Raw genomic sequence first — 16,536 nt, 5'->3', positions numbered from 1 at the left:
CGGACGCCTAGCCGAGTCCCGAAGAGTGCCTGCGCCGGGCCGCGAGCATCGCGTCGACCGAGAAGATGGACGCCCCCGCGAGGATCAGCGGGAGCCAGGCCATCAGGTAGGCCAGGTCGTTGCCGTAGTAGTAGGGCTCGATGGACCAGCTCATGGTCAGCCAGAGGCTGAGCGAGATCAGCGCACCGCCGAGCGCGGCGATCCGGGCGAACAGGCCGATGAGGGTGCCGATGCCGACGGCCAGTTCACCCAGGGCGATGGCGTAGCCGAAGCCGACGGGGCTCTTGAGGGCGAGGTCGACGAGGTCAGGGACGGCGGAGAGGCTGCGGATGTCTTCCATCTGCTGGCCGATGGATCCGTCTCCGTCGGCCGACATGAAGGCGCTGTCGGTGAGCTTGTCCAGGCCCGCGTAGATGAACGTCACGCCGAGGAAGATCCGGAGCGGGAGCAGGGCGTATCGGGAAGCGCTCTCCCGCCAGCCGCTGCTTCTGACGTAGCTGGTGTGGCTGTCGTTGCGCATGCCGTGAGCCATCGCCCTGGCCGCCTCTCCCGTTGACCCGCCTCGCCCATTGACCCGTCATCTGACGATACGTACGAAGAGGGGGCCCTGCTCAGTGGCTTGCACCGAATTCGCGATGCCCGACCCGGAGCCGGGCCGGGGGAGCTCAGTCCGTCGTTTCGTCCGCCGCGCCGCTCAGTCCGTGACGTCGATCGTGCAGCGGTTCGTCTCCACGCCCGCCGCCGTGATCACTTGGACGTCGACGCGCCCCGGCTCCACGTCGACCGGCACGGGGACGATCAAGGCCGCGTCGGTCGGGTTGGTGAATCCGCCGGGCACGGGGACGAGCGGCACATGGACGTGCACGGCGCCGATGCGAACGACCATCCGGGCGAGACGGTCGGCGGTCTGCGCGCCGGGAGGCACGAATCCGGCGCCGCGGATCTCGATGTCGTCGCCCGTGCGGATGGGGGCGTCGAGATCGCCCGCCTCCCGGGCGCGCACCACGGAGAGGATCACGGGCCGGCCGCCCTCGGCGTACTTGCCCGCGAGGTACGTCGCCGCAGACACCAGGACGAGGAGGGCAAGGCCCCACGGCAGGTCGGGCAGCTGCTCGGGACGGCGCGCGAGCCGTACGGCGGCGAAGATCATGGCGACGGCGCTGACCAGGACGTACTGCGCGTCCGCGAAGCTGCCGCGGCCCGCGTCGTCGGTGAGCAGGTCGGCGGCCCGGGGCCGGTCGGCGGGCACCTTCTGCAGCCGCTGGCCGAGGACGCGCAGGCCCACCACGCGGCGTACGAGCACGGCGACCCCGCAGACCACGGCGAGGACGGTCACGGCACCGGCTGCGCGGGCGAGCTCGAGCCCGGCGATCAGTTCGTCCCGCTCACGGTGGCCCGACGCCCCGGCGAGCTCGCCGACGAGGACGAGCACCGCGAAGACGACGAGGAGGACCCAACAGGCGGCCACCGCACGGGAGGTGGAGAGGCGGTTGTCCTCCCCTATCAGCGGCGCGAGGACACCGCCGCGCGCCCGGTGCACGTATCCGGCACCGGTCAGCAGGCCGGCGACGACCACGGCCGCGAGCACCCCGGCGGTCCGCGCGAGGGTCCACCCGGTGCCGATCGCGGTGAGCGCCTGGACCAGGAGCAGGACGCCCACGGCCACCCAGACCACGCCGGCCGTGCGGCGCCAGAGGCGGCCGAGCCAGGCCTCGCCCTCGGCCCTGCCGCGTTCGGCGACAGCGCGCGCGGACTGGGTCAGCTCGTCCGACACCCACTGCCGGGAAGCGCCCGCCGAGTGGGCGACCGCCGCGGGCAGCCCCTGCCCCGCCGCCAACTCGTCGCGCTTGGCGAGGAATGCGGCCACGGCACGCCGATGCCCCTCGCGCGCACCGTGCGGGCAGTCGCCGCATGTGCAGCCGCCCCCGTGTGCGCCCTGCCGCGCCTCCTGCACCGCCACCGCGTACGCCACCTTCCCCGCCCTCGTTCGAACAACGAAACGTGAACTTCCTTGCGATGGAAGGGGATTGTGCCGTACTGGAAGACGATCGGGTTCCCCGGGTCAGGTCAGCGAGGGTGATTTCCCCGTACGCGGGTTGACGGCGGGAGCCGTCGGCCCAGGCCCAGGGCCAGGGCCAGGGCCAGGATCACACTCAGGCCAGGAGATCCGGTTCACTGCGGCTGATGTCCTGCCACAGGGACTGGTAGTTGATCCACGCTACGAGATCACTGCCGAGCTGCTCGCGCGTCGCCACCGCCTGCTTGTGGCCGATGAGGATCGGGCGGCCCGCGGCCCGCGCGCTCAGCTGTACCTGGCAGGAGCGCTCCATCGTGAGGAACCACCAGGCGGCGGCGTCGACGGAGTCGCCGACGGTGAGCAGGCCGTGGTTGCGCAGGATGACGGCCTTGTGGTCGCCGAGCGCGGTGGCGATCCGCCGGCCCTCGTCCGAGTCCACGACGACGCCCGTGTAGCCGTCGTACAGCGCATGGCTCTCGTAGAAGGCGCAGGACTCCTGGGTGATCGGGTCGAGGAGTTCGCCGAGTGTGGACAGGGCGCGGCCGTGCAGCGAGTGGCAGTGCGCGACGGCGACCACGTCGGGCCGCGCCAGGTGCGCCTGCGCGTGGACGGTGAAGGCGGCCTGATTGACGTGGTGGCGGCCCTCGACGACCTGCCCCTCCGCGTTGGCGAGGACCAGATCGCCCACGGTGACGTGCTTGAAGGGCATCCCGAAGGGGTTCACCCAGAAACAGTCCTCGTGCTCCGGGTCCCGCGCGGTGATGTGCCCGGACACCCCGTCCTCGTATCCGAGCCGCCCGAAGATCCGCAGCGCCCCGGCGAGCCGTTCCTTGCGGTAGAGCCGTTCGTCCGCCAACGAGTCGTGCACCGGCGGCATCGCGAACTGCAACCGCTCGACGGGTATCGGTGTGGGCGCCTGCATGTGTCCTCCATCCCTGGCTGTACGGAGCGGAAGTTACCGCCGGTCAGCGCAGGAAGACAGGGGCTCCCTGTGAAGAGAGTGCGCAATCGGGGCGCAATGCCGGACAGTAGGTGTCGGGTATTGGCGGGACACTCGGTGTATGACGACGAACTGGGCAGACTTCACCGCGGCAGAACCCACCTTCGCGCGGACCGCCGAAGAGCGGTTCGGCCAGTTCACACACCACATCCTGGCGACCCTGCGCAAGGACGGGTCGCCGCGCACGACGGGGCTCGAAGTCCGCTTCCTGTACGGGGAGTTGTGGCTCGGCATGATGCCGAACTCGATGAAGGCGCTCGACCTGCGCCGCGATCCGCGCTTCTCGATCCAGGCGAACCCGGGAGCGGGCACGGAGATGGCCGGCGGCGACATCCGGATCTCCGGGCGGGCGATCGAGGCCGACGACCCCGAGCTCATCGCGCGGTACACGGGCGAGGTGGACCCGCCGGACCCGGACGCGTTCCACCTCTTCCGTACAGAACTGACGGAGGTGGTCCGGACGTACATCGAGGACGAGAAGTACATGGCGGTGCAGCTGTGGAAGCCGGGCGCCCCCACGCGGACGACCAGGCGGACCTGACATACGGGGACTGGCGCCGCCCACCTCGGTGGACGGCGCCGTGTCAGCTCTGCGGGGAGGACTACTCCCACTCGATGGTGCCCGGCGGCTTGCTCGTCACGTCGAGGACGACGCGGTTGACGTCGGCGACCTCGTTCGTGATGCGCGTCGAGATCTTCGCGAGGACCTCGTACGGCATGCGGGTCCAGTCGGCCGTCATGGCGTCCTCGGACGAGACGGGCCGCAGCACGATCGGGTGGCCGTACGTCCGGCCGTCGCCCTGCACGCCCACGCTGCGCACGTCCGCGAGCAGCACGACGGGACACTGCCAGATCTCACGGTCGAGACCGGCCGCGGTCAGCTCCTCGCGGGCGATGGCGTCGGCCTCACGGAGCAGGTCGAGGCGCTCCTTGGTGACGTCGCCGACGATGCGGATGCCGAGGCCGGGGCCGGGGAAGGGCTGGCGCTGGACGATCTCGTCCGGCAGACCGAGCTCCTGTCCGACCATCCGCACTTCGTCCTTGAAGAGCTGGCGCAGCGGCTCGATCAGCTGGAACTCAAGGTCCTCGGGGAGCCCGCCCACGTTGTGGTGGGACTTGATGTTCGCGGTGCCGGTGCCGCCGCCGGACTCGACGACGTCGGGGTAGAGCGTGCCCTGGACCAGGAACTCGACGGGCTGGTCACCCGGCGCCTCGGCGACGATCTCCGCCTGGGCCTGCTCGAAGACGCGGATGAACTCGCGGCCGATGATCTTCCGCTTCTGCTCGGGGTCGGAGACCCCGGCGAGGGCGCTGAGGAAGCGCTCCTGCGCGTCGACGACCTTGAGCTGCACGCCCGTGGCCGCGACGAAGTCCTTCTCGACCTGCTCGGTCTCACCCTTGCGCATCAGACCGTGGTCGACGTACACACAGGTCAGCTGCGAACCGATGGCCTTCTGTACGAGGGCGGCGGCCACGGCGGAGTCGACGCCGCCGGACAGACCGCAGATCGCGCGCTTGTTGCCGACCTGCTCGCGGATCGCGGTGATCTGCTCCTCGACGATGTTGCCGGTGGTCCAGTCGGGCTTCAGGCCAGCGCCCCGGTAGAGGAAGTGCTCGAGCACCTGCTGGCCGTGCGTGGAGTGCATGACCTCGGGGTGGTACTGCACGCCGTACAGCTTCTTCTCGTCGTCCTCGAAGGCCGCGACCGGCACGACGTCCGTGGACGCGGTGACGGAGAAGCCCTCGGGCGCCGCGCTGCACGCGTCGCCGTGCGACATCCACACGGACTGCTCGGTCGGGGTGCCCTCGAAGAGCGTCGAGCCGGGCTTGGATACGGCCAGGGGCGTACGTCCGTACTCCCGCGCGCCCGTGTTGTCGACGGTGCCGCCGAGGGTGGTCGCCATCAGCTGGAAGCCGTAGCACATGCCGAAGACGGGGACGCCGGCCTCGAAGATCGCGCGGTCCAGGCGCGGGGCCTCGTCCGCGTACACCGACGAGGGGCCGCCGGAGAGGATGATCGCGGCGGGGTTCTTCGCGAGCATCTCGGAGACCGGCATGCTGCTCGGCACGATCTCGCTGTAGATCCGGGCCTCACGGACGCGGCGGGCGATGAGCTGGGCGTACTGCGCTCCGAAGTCGACGACCAGAACGGTGTCGGGGGCGGCGGCAGCGGGGGACGCTGATGGCACGGCGGCGGCCTTCCGGCGTTGAGCGTGAGCTTGAGCGTGAGCTGGGGCTCGTGCGTGAGCAGGGGGTCTGTTTTGTCGATTCTAACGGGCTCGCGGGCACCCCCTTCGTCGCATCCGACGGAGCCCCGCCCCACGCGCGGGCTGCCGGCGGACGTCTCAGCATCCGAGCCGCCACGGAACCCGTGTTGACCAGGCACGCGCGCCGGGGGGCATACTGGCCTCGTGACCAAGCACCTCAGCTTCCTCTTTACCTATGGCAACCGGCCCGCCGGCTGCCATGGTCGAGCTGCTTGATCCACTGACAAGCGACTTCCCAGGCGCCCCGGGCCGACAAGGCCCGGGGCGTTCTGTCATTTCCGGACCTTGTCGCTCCGGGGCTGCCTCCCCATCCGACGAGGAGCCCCAGATGACCATCGCCACGACCCACAAGACCCACAAGACCGACCAGGCCGACAAGACCGGCGCCCGCACCCCCGAGGCCGCCGATGTGATCGAGGGCGCACGCGACCGCATCGACGCACTCGACGACCGCATCATCGGTCTCGTACAGGAACGGATGGCCGTGTCGGCCGTCATCCAGGAGGCCCGGATCGGTTCGGGCGGCCGCCGCGTCAATCTCTCGCGCGAGATGGAGGTCCTCGCCCACTACAGGGACGCACTCGGCAAGCCCGGTACGTCGCTCGCGATGACGCTCCTCGAGCTGTGCAGGGGCCGGGTCTGACCGCCTCCGGCGCCCTCCAGCCGCCACCGGACCTGAGTTCGGGCCCGCTCTCACCCGTACGGCGCGTGACCAGGCCCGGAGGGACTTCGTTGGTCCCGATGTCCGTGCCAGCCAGGGGCGGGCACGGAAAAACCACGCGTGGCTCCGCTGGAGCGATGAGGCGCACACCTCGTGTGCGCCGTGGGACCTCGCTCCAGAGACGTGACCGGACGGCAGGGGACAGCAGCCCGGTCACCCAGGGAACGGTCGGCTTCGGGGACGCCCGGAGCCGACCGGCCTCCGTCCCCCCCCCCCCCCCCCCCCCCCCCCCCCCCCCCCCCCCTGATCCGTCCCCGGCCCGTCCCGTCCCCGGCCGTCTTCCCAACCGTCTCCCAGTCCCCAGGCCCCTCAGCTCTTGGGCTCTCCCGCCCCCGCGCAAGGACCCAGCCGCCCCTGTTCGTCTGGATCATGTCGAACCGGTTGCGCGGGTCACGGCGCATCCAGCACGATGCCTAGCAGGACAGGCCGCACATACGGTTCTGCACAACTCCATTGCCATTGGTCGAGACCACCCGTGCGCCCCTCGTGCGCCGGGTAGGCCACCAGCGCCCCTCAGGCTCGCGGCGCACTCCCCCCGGCGCCGCTCCGTGGCACCGACGCTGCCCTGACGTCGGTGCTGACGGCCAAGGGCCCCGCGGATCCGTCCCGCGGGGCCCTTCGCTCTGCCGTCACCCTGCTCCGGGCGCCGCTACTTCTCTCCGGCCAGCTTCCCCAGCTTCGCGAGCTGCGCGTCGACGATCGCGTCGGCCACCTTCGGGTCGCCCTTCACGCCGTCACGGAACTTCTCGGGCAGCCCGGCGGCCTCGCCCTGCTGGTCGTCACGGGCCGACTCGGGGTCGAAGATGTTCGAGGCGCGGAAGGCGATCAGCGTCGAGCCGCTGCGTACGACCGTGACGCGGTCCCGGTGGAGGAACTCACCGGCACGGCTCGCGAGCTTGTACGAGACGGCCTCGTCGCCGCCGACCGGCCCGGGCTGCGGCCTGACGCCGATGTACCGGTGGCCGCCGTCCCCGAACGTGGCGCACTTCCTCGACTTCGTCGCCGTACGCAGCGCGTCCATGGTGTTCTCGGCGTCGGCCTTGCCGTACGCCAGCAGCACGACCTCGGTCGTCGTGGTGTCCGCGACATCGGTGCTGGTCAGCGTGCGGCTGACGTGAGCCTTCGACTTCGGCGGGGCGTCGGCCATGAGCATCTCGGACAGCGGGCGGCACTCGGCCGGGTTCACGCGTCCGGCGGGAGGCGTGGCCTTGCCCCCGGACTTCCCGGAGTCCCCGGAGTCCCCGGACTGCCCGGCCTCCTTCGTGGCCTCCACCTTGTACTTCTTGACGTCGCCCGAGGCGAGCGCCGCCTTCTCCAGCTTCGCCGTGGCGGAGGTCGCGTCCGCCCGCGCCGGCTTCTTGTCCTTGCCGTCGCCGCCGCTTCCGCTGCACGCCGCCGTCAGGCCGAGCACCGCCACGGTCGAAACGGCCACCACGCCACGCGACACAGCTGACTTCACGTTCCCGCTCCCCCACTTTCGTACGCATCGTGCGGAGTCACCCGCACCCCTTCTACGACGGAAGATCGTTCCGGTCGGTTCCCCAGGATCCGTCTACTGCCACATCCAGAACCGGAACGGACTCAGGAGCGCGATCGCCAGCGCCATGCCGCCCACCACGATCACCACGCTCCACACCCGGCGGCTGCGCTCCGAACGCGCGCTGCGCCGCGGCCCTGTCGGTGCTGCACGCCACTCGTCCGGGCGCCACGCCCCGGCGGCACCCTCCCCCCGCGCCGCCTTGCGCTTCCTGCGCCGGCGGCCCAGCGCCCGGGAGTCCGCCGCCTGTTGGCGCGCCGCCTCCTCGTCGAGGCGCCGCAGCCGTTCGGCCACCATGCGCGCCCGCGCGGACGGCTCCTTCGGCGCCGAGGTACGGATGTCACGCAGGCTGTCCCGCTCGAACCGCTCCCACACGTCGTCCGGTATCTCTCCCGGCATCTCGTCCCGTATCTCATCCGGCTCCGCCACGCCGCCCCCTCCTGACGCCACTCGCTCACCGGCGGGTCGCCGTCGAGCGGAGGAATTTCTACGGCACCCGGCGACGACCGCACAAGCTCTGTGATCCACGCCGCGCAGGCCATGTGATCCAAGCCACATAAGAATTCTGTGAGTTCGAGGACAACCATTCACAGGGGACACAGGTCATGCATGCGTAACAACGGCCACACCCGCGTCCCCACCGCGGAGGCCTCCACCTCCGTATCGCCCACCAGGTGGTACGCCGGACTCCCTGAGGTCTTCATGAAGCTTCGCTGTGTCATGGCCGCCGCGGCCGCGACCGCCGCCATAGCCCCGCTCGCGCTGCTTTCGGCCCCTGCCGCCTTCGCGACCGACGCCACCACGCCGAGCCCGAGCACGTCGGCCACCGAGTCGGCCACGCCCAGCGCGACGGCCACCGAGTCCGCGACGCCCACCGGGTCGGCCACGCCCAGCGCGACGGCCACCGAGTCGGCCACCCCGGCGCCGAGCGCGACGGCCACCGAGTCGGCCACGCCCACGAAGCAGCCCACCGGATCGGCCACGCCGACCGGGGAGCCCACCGCGGAGCCCACGGACTGCCCGGTCGACGAGAACGGCGAGGACGCCGACTCGAAGCTGGAGCTCGGGCTCTCGGGCCTGCCCGGCAAGATCGTCGCGGGCAGCGGCTGGCACCAGTTCAAGCTGACCGCCTCCAACCCGAGCGACGAGGACCTCGGCGAGGTCCAGTGGCTCGCCGCCGTGGACAACTTCACGGAGAGCGAGGACGAGAAGGACTGGCTCGCGAACTACGCGCAGATCCAGTACTTCAACCCCGACTCCAAGGCCTGGGAGTCCATCGCGGACGAGGTCTCGGGCGGCCTCTACTTCGGCAGCACCGAGCTGGGTGCCAAGGAGAAGGTCGACATCAAGCTGCGCGTCAACGTCAGCGCCGAGGCCCCGGCCGGTGACGGCTACGCGCTCGGCCTCGGCGGCTACCTCGACTCCGAGCAGAACTGCGTGCACAACGCGTTCGCGTTCTACGAGTTCACCGTCCTGAAGGCCGGCAGCAACAACGAGAACCCGGGCGAGGCCGAGGAGAACAAGGGCGGCAAGACGCCCGCCGGTGGCAAGACGCCCACCGGTGGCGCCAAGGAGATCCCGACCACCGGCAACCTCGCCGAGACCGGCTCCAGCTCCATGCTGCCGACCATCGGCCTCGTCGGCGGTGTCGCCGTCATCGCCGGTGCGGGCGCGGTCTTCGTCGTCCGCCGCAAGAAGGCCGACGCCACCGCGTAAGCGGCACCTGAACACGCGAAAGGACCTGCGCTCGGAGGGGGGTGCAGGTCCTTTCGCGTACGCGGGGGAAGTCGCCGCCCGGCTACTTCTTCGCCGGCATCGCGGGCATCCCCAGGAAGGGAAGCCTCAGCGCGCCGAACGCGTCCGCCGGTACCGCCGGGGACTTCGGCTCGACGGCGGCGAGACGCACGTACTCCGTGCCCTGCGCGGGACGCGTGTCCTCGGCGCCCTTGTTGGGCCAGAACGACATCGCGCGCTCGGCCTGCGCGGTGATCGTGAGGGACGGATTCACACCCAGGTTCGCGGAGATCGCGGCGCCGTCGACGACCGAGATGCCGGGGTGGCCGTAGAGGCGGTGGTACGGGTCGATGACCCCGGTGTCGGCCGAGTCGCCGATCGGGCAGCCGCCCAGGAAGTGCGCGGTCAGCGGGGTGCCCATCAGCTCGCCCACGTTCGACCCGGCGAAGCCGTTGATCTCCTTGGCGAGCAGCGTCGCGGCCTCGGTGGCCTCGGGGATCTGCGTCGGGTTGGGCGCGCCATGGCCCTGCCGGGCGGTCAGCAGGCCCTTGCCGATGCCCTTCTCCTTGCGGTACGTGGTCAGGGAGTTGTCGAGCGTCTGCATGACGAGGCCGATGATGGTCCGCTCCGACCAGCGCCGGTTGGAGAGTGAACGGACCGTCAGCCACGGGTGCTTGGCGACGTTGCCGAGCCATCCGGCGACGCGCGCCTTGCCGCCCTTGATGCTGTACGGCACTTGCAGGATCGTCATGCCGCCCATCGCGTTGGACTTCTTGCCGTAGCGGACCGGCTCGATGTGCGTGGTGGCGTTCGGGTGGATGGACGAGGTGATCGCGACGCCCTTGGTGAAGTCCACCTTCTCGGCGCCGTGCTGCTTGCGGTAGCGGCGGTCGGTGGTCTGGGATCCCACCAGGGCCTCGGAGTTGGTGCGGGTCAGCGCGCCGAGCCGCCCCGAGATGCGCGGGAGCAGGCCGGTGTCCTTCATACGGTGCAGGAGCGTCTGCGTGCCGTAGGTGCCCGCAGCGACGACGACCTCGCGCGCCGTGAACGTACGGCCGTTGCCCTTGCGCTTGTTGTCCGTGGGCAGGGTCGCCACGGCGAAACCGCCCCGCGAGTCCTCCGTGACGGTGACGACGGACGTCATCGGGTGGATGACGGCGCCCGCCTTCTCCGCCAGGTAGAGGTAGTTCTCATTGAGGGTGTTCTTGGCGCCGTGGCGGCAGCCCGTCATGCACTCGCCGCATTCGCTGCAGGCCTTGCGCGACGGGCCCGCGCCCCCGAAGTAGGGATCGGGAACTTCCTCGCCGGGCCTGGCCGTTGAAGTACCTGAGGCGTCCTGCCCGTCTCCGAAGAAGACGCCGACCGGCGCCATGTGGAAGCTGTCGCCCACTCCCATGGCCTGGGCGGTCGCCTTCAGGTGGACGTCGGACGGAGTCGTGGTCGGGTTGAGCCGCACCCCGAGCATGCGCTTGGCCTGCTCGTAGTAGGGGGCGAGCTCGTTCTGCCAGTCCGTGATGTCCTTCCACTGCGGGTCGTTGAAGAACGGCGCGGGGGGTACGTAGAGCGTGTTCGCGTAGTTCAGCGAACCTCCGCCGACGCCCGCCCCCGCGAGCACCATCACGTTGCCGAGCAGATGGATGCGCTGGATGCCGTAGAGGCCGAGCGCCGGTGCCCAGAGGTAGTTCTTGAGGTCCCAGGAGTTCTTCGGGAGCGACTCGCGGGTGAAGCGGCGCCCCGCTTCGAGCACGCCGACGCGGTAGCCCTTCTCCGTCAGACGCAGAGCGGAGACGGAGCCGCCGAAGCCTGACCCGACGACGAGGACGTCGTAGTCGTACGACGCTTCGGCGTGCCCACCCGCCTCGCTGTCCGGCTGTTTCTGGACAGAGCTCTCCTGTGACATCGACTCTCCTCGTTGAGAATTAGCCCGTTCGTAGGGATCCGGCGGCGGCCGGGGCGACTAGCGCAGGCGCAGGGACTTCATGACCTTCAGGCTCAGGCTCATGAACGCCGCGTACTTCTCGTCGTCCATGCCGAAGGACGGCGCGAGCGGCATCAGCCGCTGGTGCGCGACGGTCTGCGCCTCGGTGTACTTCAGGATGCCCTCGGAGCCGTGCCGGCGGCCGAGGCCCGAGTCCTTCATGCCGCCCATCGGCGACTGCACGCTGCCGTAGGCGGGCGCGAAGCCCTCGTTCACGTTGACCGTGCCGGTGCGCAGGCGGGCGGCGAGCTTGCGGCCGCGGCTGCCGTCCTTCGTCCAGACCGAGGAATTCAGGCCGTACGACGTGGAGTTGGCGAGCTCGACCGCTTCGTTCTCATCGGTGAAGCGGTAGATGGAGACGACAGGGCCGAAGGTCTCCTCGCCGCACACCGCCATCGGGGACTCGACGCCGTCCAGGATCGTCGGCTCGAAGAAGAACGGGCCGATGTCGGGCCGGGCGACGCCGCCCGCGAGCACCGTCGCGCCCTTGGCGACCGCCTCGTCGACATGCCGCTTGGTGGTCTCCAGCTGCCGCTCGCCGACCAGCGAGCCCATCTCCGCTCCGTACGCGAGGGAGCGGCCGAGCCGCATAGCCTTCGTCCGCGCCGCGAAGCGCTCCACGAACTCGTCGGCGATCGACTCGTGGACGTACAGCCGCTCGATGGAGATGCACAGCTGGCCTGCGGACGAGAAACAGGCCCTCACGGCACCCGCGGCCGCCTTCTCGATGTCGGCGTCGTGGAGCACCAACATGGCGTTCTTGCCGCCCAGTTCGAGCGAGACGCCGACGAGGCGGCCCGCGGCGCCCTGTGCGACCTCGCGGCCGGTGCGGGTGGAGCCGGTGAAGGAGACGTAGTCGGCGTGCTTGACGATCTCGGGTCCGACGACGGGCCCGTCACCGATGACGACCTGGAAGACCTCGGCGGGCAGACCGGCCTCGATGATGAGGTCGCGGGCCCACAGGGCGGTCAGGCAGGTCTCCGTGTCGGGCTTCATCACCAGCGCGTTGCCCGCGACGAGCGCGGGCAGGGCGTCGCCGATGGACAGCTCGAAGGGGTAGTTCCAGGGCGCGATCTGGCCGACCACACCGCGCGGCTGACGGTTCTCGGTGACCTTCGTGAGGGTCGGTACGACGCCGGTGTGCCGCTTGGGGTTCAGGTACGCGGGGGCCTTGCGGCCGTAGTGCCGCGCGGCGACGGCGACGGCCTGCAGCTCCTCGTGCGCGTGCAGCCTGGCCTTGCCGGTCTCCAGCTGTATGAGGTCGAGGACCTCGGCCTGGCGCTGCAGGACCAGGTCGTGGAAGCGGAGCAGGACCGCGGCGCGGCGGCGGACCGGGGTGCGCTCCCAGGCGATCTGGGCGACCCGCGCCCGCTCGAAGGCGGTGGCCACGTCCTCGGGGGTGGACTCGGGCAGGTCGGCCAGCTTCTCACCGGTGAACGGCGTGTGGTTGGCGGTCCGTCCCGAACCGATCACGTCCCGGGTGAGCTGCGCGATGAGCTCGGGAGTCACCACGTCGGCGGCGGTGCGCGCGCCTTCGGGGGCGGTGGCTGTCGGGTTCGTTCCGAGGGGCGCTGCGGTGGCCTGCGAGTCCGTCATGGAGGTGAGCGTAGGCCCAGGTCAGGGTTTTGGGTACCCGTCGGTAATCCACTTTCACCGGGCGGACACACGCTGCCAGCGATTGCTGGCGGCAAAGCCCCTGATCAGGGGCTTAACCGGAGTTGATCAACAAGGCGTCACCATGTTCGATGGCAGCGGCGGAACGGACCCGGGTCAGGGCTTCGTGATCTCCAGTTCGGCGATCGCGGTCTTGGCGACCTCGCGGCCGCGCTCGGTGAAATCGCCCTTGCTCGGGTAGTCGATCCAGAGCTTGTACATGTCGCCGGACTTGGTCTTGTAGTAGAAGACCTTGGCCTCGCGCGGCTTCTGTCGCTCCGAGTCCGAATCGTCGACGTAGGTGACCGTGTTCTCGGCGGCTTCCCGGTCCTTGTACGTGGTCTTCGCCGTCCTGCTCCGGGGAGCGGGCGTCTCGGCCATGTTGCTCTTGTCGCCGCTCTCGATCCCGTCGGCTTCGCTGTACGCCTGCGCGGCCGAGGACCCCGCGATCTCGCCGACGCTGTCCTCGGACTTCTTCGCCAGGTACAGAGTGATCGAGACGGCGGTGCTCGGGTCGGTGTAACTGACCCAGTGCTCCGTCTTGTTGATGCCGTCCGGCACGGACTTCACATAGTCCGGCGGCGCCGACAGCGTCGCGCCCAGCGCCTTCTCCTCGTGCTGCTTCCAGCTGTCCGCCTCGGCCGCCGCGAACGGGTTCGTGACCACGAGGACGCCCGCGACCACGGCGGCGACGACCACCGCGCCGATACCCAGGAGCCCCTTGCGGCCGATGGTGACGCCCTTGCCGCCCGCGGCACCGCCGCCACCGACCTGGACGACCCGTGTCGGCGCCGTCTGCGGCGGCCGGGCCACTTCCTCCAGGAGGGCGCGGACCTGCGCTGCGCGCGGGCGCTGGCCGGGGTCCTTGGTCAGGAGCCCGTTGATCGCCTGCGCGAGCGGGCCCGAGGCCGAGGCGGGCGCCGCGGGGGTCGCGTTCAGGACGGACTGCAGTGTCGCGGGGGTGTTGTTGCGCCGGAACGGCGATACGCCCTCCGTCGCGGCGTAGAGGACCACGCCGAGCGACCAGAGGTCCGACGCCGGCCCTGGGCGCTGGCCGAGCACCCGCTCGGGGGCGATGAACTCGGGCGAACCGACGAAGCCGCCGGTGTCCGTCAGGTTCGTCTCGCCCTCGATCTGGGCGATGCCGAAGTCGGTGAGGACGACGCGGTCGTGCTGCCCCAGCATCACGTTGTCCGGCTTGACGTCACGGTGCAGGATTCCCGCCTGGTGGGCGGCGTCCAGGGCGCCGAGCACCTCAAGGCCGATGCGGGCGGCGTCGCGGGCGCCCAGGGTGCCCTCCTGGAGCGCGGCGCCGAGCGAGCGGCCCTGGACCAGTTCCATGACGATCCACGGCTGGCCGTCCTCCACCGCCACGTCGTGGACGTTGACCACGGCGGGGTGGTCGAGGCGGGCCGCGGCGCGCGCCTCGCGGCGCATCCGCTCGAAAGCGTTGGACCGTTCGCGCTCGGGCAGGTGGTCGGGGATGCGGGGTTCCTTGACGGCGACCTCGCGGTCCACCGTCTCGTCCTTCGCGCGCCAGACCGTGCCCATGCCGCCGTGCCCGAGCTTGGACAGCAGGCGGTAACGGCCCGCGATCAGACGGCCCGCGCCCGGATCCGGCTCGGATGGCTGATTCGGTACCACTTGGGTGAACTGAGCGTACGGCGACGGGGGCGGCGTCGGCGCCCCGGGCTGCTGCGGTCCTGCGGGCTGCTGCGGTCCGGCGGGGTGCTGCGCAGTCGGCTGGTAAGGCTGCGGCTGCGGCGGCTGCAGTCCGAAACTGGTGGGTTCGTACGGGCCGTAGGAGGCTCCCCCGTCATTACTCATGCACACATCAGTACCTTGCCGACGGTCTCCCGTTCCACTCGGGTCACTGACTTGTGACCGGGGTGATGCACCCGGCGGAACTTCAACGGCGTACGAACGAGTCCACCGCCGTGTCGAAGTACCGTCGGCCTTCCTCGGCCTTGTCGATCGGCGCCGAGACCCACACGTCGTACATCCGGCCGCCCTCCTCCCAGCAGAGGTCGTACGTGTGCCGGTCGCCCTCCGCAGCCGTGAAGCCGTCCCAGCTGAACTGCCAGAGGGCGGCGGGCCGTCCGTTGTGCGAGGTCTCGGTGACCTCTCCGTCCCGGTAACCCGGGTTGTTCTCGGGCCCTTTGGCGTCGGAGCGGCGCTGCACGGCGAGCGGCCCGCCCGGCTCGGGGGCCGACTCCTTGATGCCGATGCGGAAGGTGCCGCCCGCCGACTTGTAGAAGACGCGGGGCCCGTCCACCTCGCGCGTGAAGCCGTGGGGCACGGCGAGCGTGAAGCCGCGGCGGTCCTTCGTCACGCGGTAGCCCTCGGGGGCCTCGGGCGTGGAGGGCTTGGGGGTGCGCGAGCCGCGCGTGACCGTCACCGTCGGGGTCGGCGATGGCGAGGGGCTCACCGTCTTCGTCGGCGCGGACTGCGTGGCCGTCGTCGTGGGCTCACCGCGGTCGCCGTCGCCGTCCCTGCCCATCAGGAGCGCGGCGGACACCCCGGCTCCGGCCACCGCGGCCACGAGCGCGGCCGCGATCAGCATGATCCGGCGACGGCCGCGGGAAGGCCCCGCCGACTGCGCGGGCGGGCGCGTGGGCAGGTCACGGTAGGTGGGCGTGTAGCCGCCGAGCCGCCCGCCCGGCAGCGCCGACGGCTGACCGCCGGCCCGGCCCGCGGGCGTCGACGGCATCCGTCCCGTCTCGACGTACGTCCGCAGCAGCCGCTCCGCGTCCTCCACGCCGAGCCGCCGCTCCGGGTCGCGTTCGAGGAGGCCGAGGATGACGGGCAGCAGCGGCGCGGCGGCGGGCGGCGGGCGGATCTCGTCGAAGACGACGGCGTGCAGCACACCGCTGATCGAGTCCCGGCGGAAGGGCGACTCTCCGGTCATCGCCGTGACGAGGAGCGCGCCGAGCGACCAGAGGTCGGACTCGGGCCCCGTCCGCTCGCCCGACATCCGCTCGGGCGCGGTGTATTCGGGAGAACCCACGAACGACCCGATCTCCGTGAGCGTCGTCGCCCCGCTGACCTGCGCGATCCCGAAGTCGGTGAGGACGACACGGCCGGTCGCCTCCTCCATGAGGACGTTCGCGGGTTTGATGTCGCGGTGCAGAACCCCGGCGGCATGCGCGACGCGCAGCGCGCCAAGAAGCGCGATGCCCATCCGGGCGACCTCACGCGCGCTCATCGGACCCGCTCGCGAGATCCGCGCGGCCAGCGAGCCGCCCTCGATCAACTCCATGACGATGTACGGATGGTCGCTCTGCACGACGACGTCATGGACGACGATGATGTGCGGATGCCTGAGCTGCGCCGCCGCCCGGGCCTCGCGCAGGGTCCGTTCGCGCTGCTGCATCGCGTCGGATTCGGAGAGCGTGTCGTCGAGGGCGAGTTCCTTGACGGCGACCCGGCGGCCGAGGAACTGATCCGTGGCCTGCCAGACCACGCCCATGCCACCCCGGCCGAGCCGCGCATCCAGGCGGTAACGGCCAGCTATGACCCGGGCGTTGTCCCCCACGCTCCCCATGCGGCCATCATGCCCCACACGTGTGCGGACGGACCCTGTGGGCCTGCGAGGCGGACTGGTTCCGGCCGCTTGTCCCAGACATCCC

The 16,536-nt window shown here is 70.7% G+C and carries 13 protein-coding genes; 3 read left to right on the top strand and 10 right to left on the bottom strand.

Annotated features, from left to right (window positions below; translation table 11 throughout):
- Positions 1–7: 7 nt before the first annotated feature.
- From E5671_RS28315 to E5671_RS28305, 3 genes are all read right to left on the bottom strand, one after another.
- Entirely contained in the window at positions 8–532 is a 525-nt protein-coding gene (locus E5671_RS28315) for a DoxX family protein (protein WP_160506719.1), read from the bottom strand.
- 162 nt (positions 533–694) lie between these two features.
- The gene (locus E5671_RS28310) at positions 695–1,960 is read right to left on the bottom strand and encodes a hypothetical protein (protein ID WP_160506718.1); all 1,266 of its coding nucleotides are present in this window, start codon (positions 1,958–1,960) and stop codon (positions 695–697) included.
- A 193-nt stretch (positions 1,961–2,153) separates the two neighbouring features.
- Positions 2,154–2,939 carry a class II aldolase/adducin family protein gene (locus E5671_RS28305; RefSeq protein ID WP_160506717.1) on the bottom strand — a complete coding sequence of 262 codons (786 nt, stop codon included), beginning with the start codon at positions 2,937–2,939 and terminating at the stop codon, positions 2,154–2,156.
- Positions 2,940–3,078: 139 nt separating this feature from the next.
- Between E5671_RS28305 and E5671_RS28300 the strand changes: the two genes are divergently transcribed.
- The gene (locus E5671_RS28300; RefSeq protein WP_160506716.1) at positions 3,079–3,558 is read left to right on the top strand and encodes a pyridoxamine 5'-phosphate oxidase family protein; all 480 of its coding nucleotides are present in this window, start codon (positions 3,079–3,081) and stop codon (positions 3,556–3,558) included.
- A gap of 61 nt (positions 3,559–3,619) precedes the next feature.
- Here the strand turns inward: E5671_RS28300 and guaA are convergent, their stop codons facing one another.
- Positions 3,620–5,206, bottom strand: coding sequence for a glutamine-hydrolyzing GMP synthase (gene guaA, locus E5671_RS28295; protein ID WP_160506715.1), 1,587 nt, complete (start codon positions 5,204–5,206; stop codon positions 3,620–3,622).
- Between the two features lie 406 nt (positions 5,207–5,612).
- Between guaA and E5671_RS28290 the strand changes: the two genes are divergently transcribed.
- Positions 5,613–5,927: a chorismate mutase gene (locus E5671_RS28290; protein ID WP_160506714.1), complete on the top strand. Its 315-nt coding sequence runs from the start codon at positions 5,613–5,615 to the stop codon at positions 5,925–5,927.
- A 727-nt stretch (positions 5,928–6,654) separates the two neighbouring features.
- Here E5671_RS28290 and E5671_RS28285 read toward each other — a convergent pair.
- Positions 6,655–7,464 (bottom strand): hypothetical protein, encoded by an 810-nt coding sequence (locus tag E5671_RS28285; protein ID WP_160506713.1) that lies wholly within the window; start codon positions 7,462–7,464, stop codon positions 6,655–6,657.
- A gap of 93 nt (positions 7,465–7,557) precedes the next feature.
- A complete protein-coding gene (locus E5671_RS28280) occupies positions 7,558–7,971 on the bottom strand; it encodes a hypothetical protein (RefSeq protein ID WP_160506712.1) in 414 nt (137 codons plus the stop codon).
- Between the two features lie 180 nt (positions 7,972–8,151).
- Here E5671_RS28280 and E5671_RS28275 point away from each other — a divergent pair, with 180 nt between their 5' ends.
- Positions 8,152–9,258: an LAETG motif-containing sortase-dependent surface protein gene (locus E5671_RS28275; protein ID WP_336605867.1), complete on the top strand. Its 1,107-nt coding sequence runs from the start codon at positions 8,152–8,154 to the stop codon at positions 9,256–9,258.
- An 82-nt stretch (positions 9,259–9,340) separates the two neighbouring features.
- Here the strand turns inward: E5671_RS28275 and E5671_RS28270 are convergent, their stop codons facing one another.
- From E5671_RS28270 to E5671_RS28255, 4 genes are all read right to left on the bottom strand, one after another.
- Complete coding sequence (locus tag E5671_RS28270) at positions 9,341–11,176, bottom strand: GMC family oxidoreductase (protein WP_160506711.1); 1,836 nt, start codon at positions 11,174–11,176, stop codon at positions 9,341–9,343.
- A 57-nt stretch (positions 11,177–11,233) separates the two neighbouring features.
- Positions 11,234–12,850 carry a succinic semialdehyde dehydrogenase gene (locus tag E5671_RS28265; RefSeq protein ID WP_160506710.1) on the bottom strand — a complete coding sequence of 539 codons (1,617 nt, stop codon included), beginning with the start codon at positions 12,848–12,850 and terminating at the stop codon, positions 11,234–11,236.
- 174 nt (positions 12,851–13,024) lie between these two features.
- Complete coding sequence (locus E5671_RS28260; protein ID WP_160506709.1) at positions 13,025–14,734, bottom strand: serine/threonine-protein kinase; 1,710 nt, start codon at positions 14,732–14,734, stop codon at positions 13,025–13,027.
- An 82-nt stretch (positions 14,735–14,816) separates the two neighbouring features.
- Positions 14,817–16,451 carry a serine/threonine-protein kinase gene (locus tag E5671_RS28255; RefSeq protein ID WP_160506708.1) on the bottom strand — a complete coding sequence of 545 codons (1,635 nt, stop codon included), beginning with the start codon at positions 16,449–16,451 and terminating at the stop codon, positions 14,817–14,819.
- Positions 16,452–16,536 lie beyond the last annotated feature (85 nt).

The sequence above is a fragment of the Streptomyces sp. BA2 genome (assembly GCF_009769735.1).
Lineage (GTDB): Bacteria > Actinomycetota > Actinomycetes > Streptomycetales > Streptomycetaceae > Streptomyces.
The sequence above is the reverse complement of the archived record's forward strand: the minus strand, read 5'-3'. Positions and strand labels throughout refer to the sequence as shown.

Coding starts and splice junctions, on each gene's coding strand:
- E5671_RS28315 (WP_160506719.1), bottom strand. CDS start 532: ATGGCTCACGGCATGCGCAACGACAGCCACACCAGCTACGTCAGAAGC.
- E5671_RS28305 (WP_160506717.1), bottom strand. CDS start 2,939: ATGCAGGCGCCCACACCGATACCCGTCGAGCGGTTGCAGTTCGCGATG.
- E5671_RS28300 (WP_160506716.1), top strand. CDS start 3,079: ATGACGACGAACTGGGCAGACTTCACCGCGGCAGAACCCACCTTCGCG.
- E5671_RS28290 (WP_160506714.1), top strand. CDS start 5,613: ATGACCATCGCCACGACCCACAAGACCCACAAGACCGACCAGGCCGAC.
- E5671_RS28275 (WP_336605867.1), top strand. CDS start 8,152: ATGCGTAACAACGGCCACACCCGCGTCCCCACCGCGGAGGCCTCCACC.
- E5671_RS28270 (WP_160506711.1), bottom strand. CDS start 11,176: ATGTCACAGGAGAGCTCTGTCCAGAAACAGCCGGACAGCGAGGCGGGT.
- E5671_RS28265 (WP_160506710.1), bottom strand. CDS start 12,850: ATGACGGACTCGCAGGCCACCGCAGCGCCCCTCGGAACGAACCCGACA.
- E5671_RS28260 (WP_160506709.1), bottom strand. CDS start 14,734: ATGAGTAATGACGGGGGAGCCTCCTACGGCCCGTACGAACCCACCAGT.
- E5671_RS28255 (WP_160506708.1), bottom strand. CDS start 16,451: ATGGGGAGCGTGGGGGACAACGCCCGGGTCATAGCTGGCCGTTACCGC.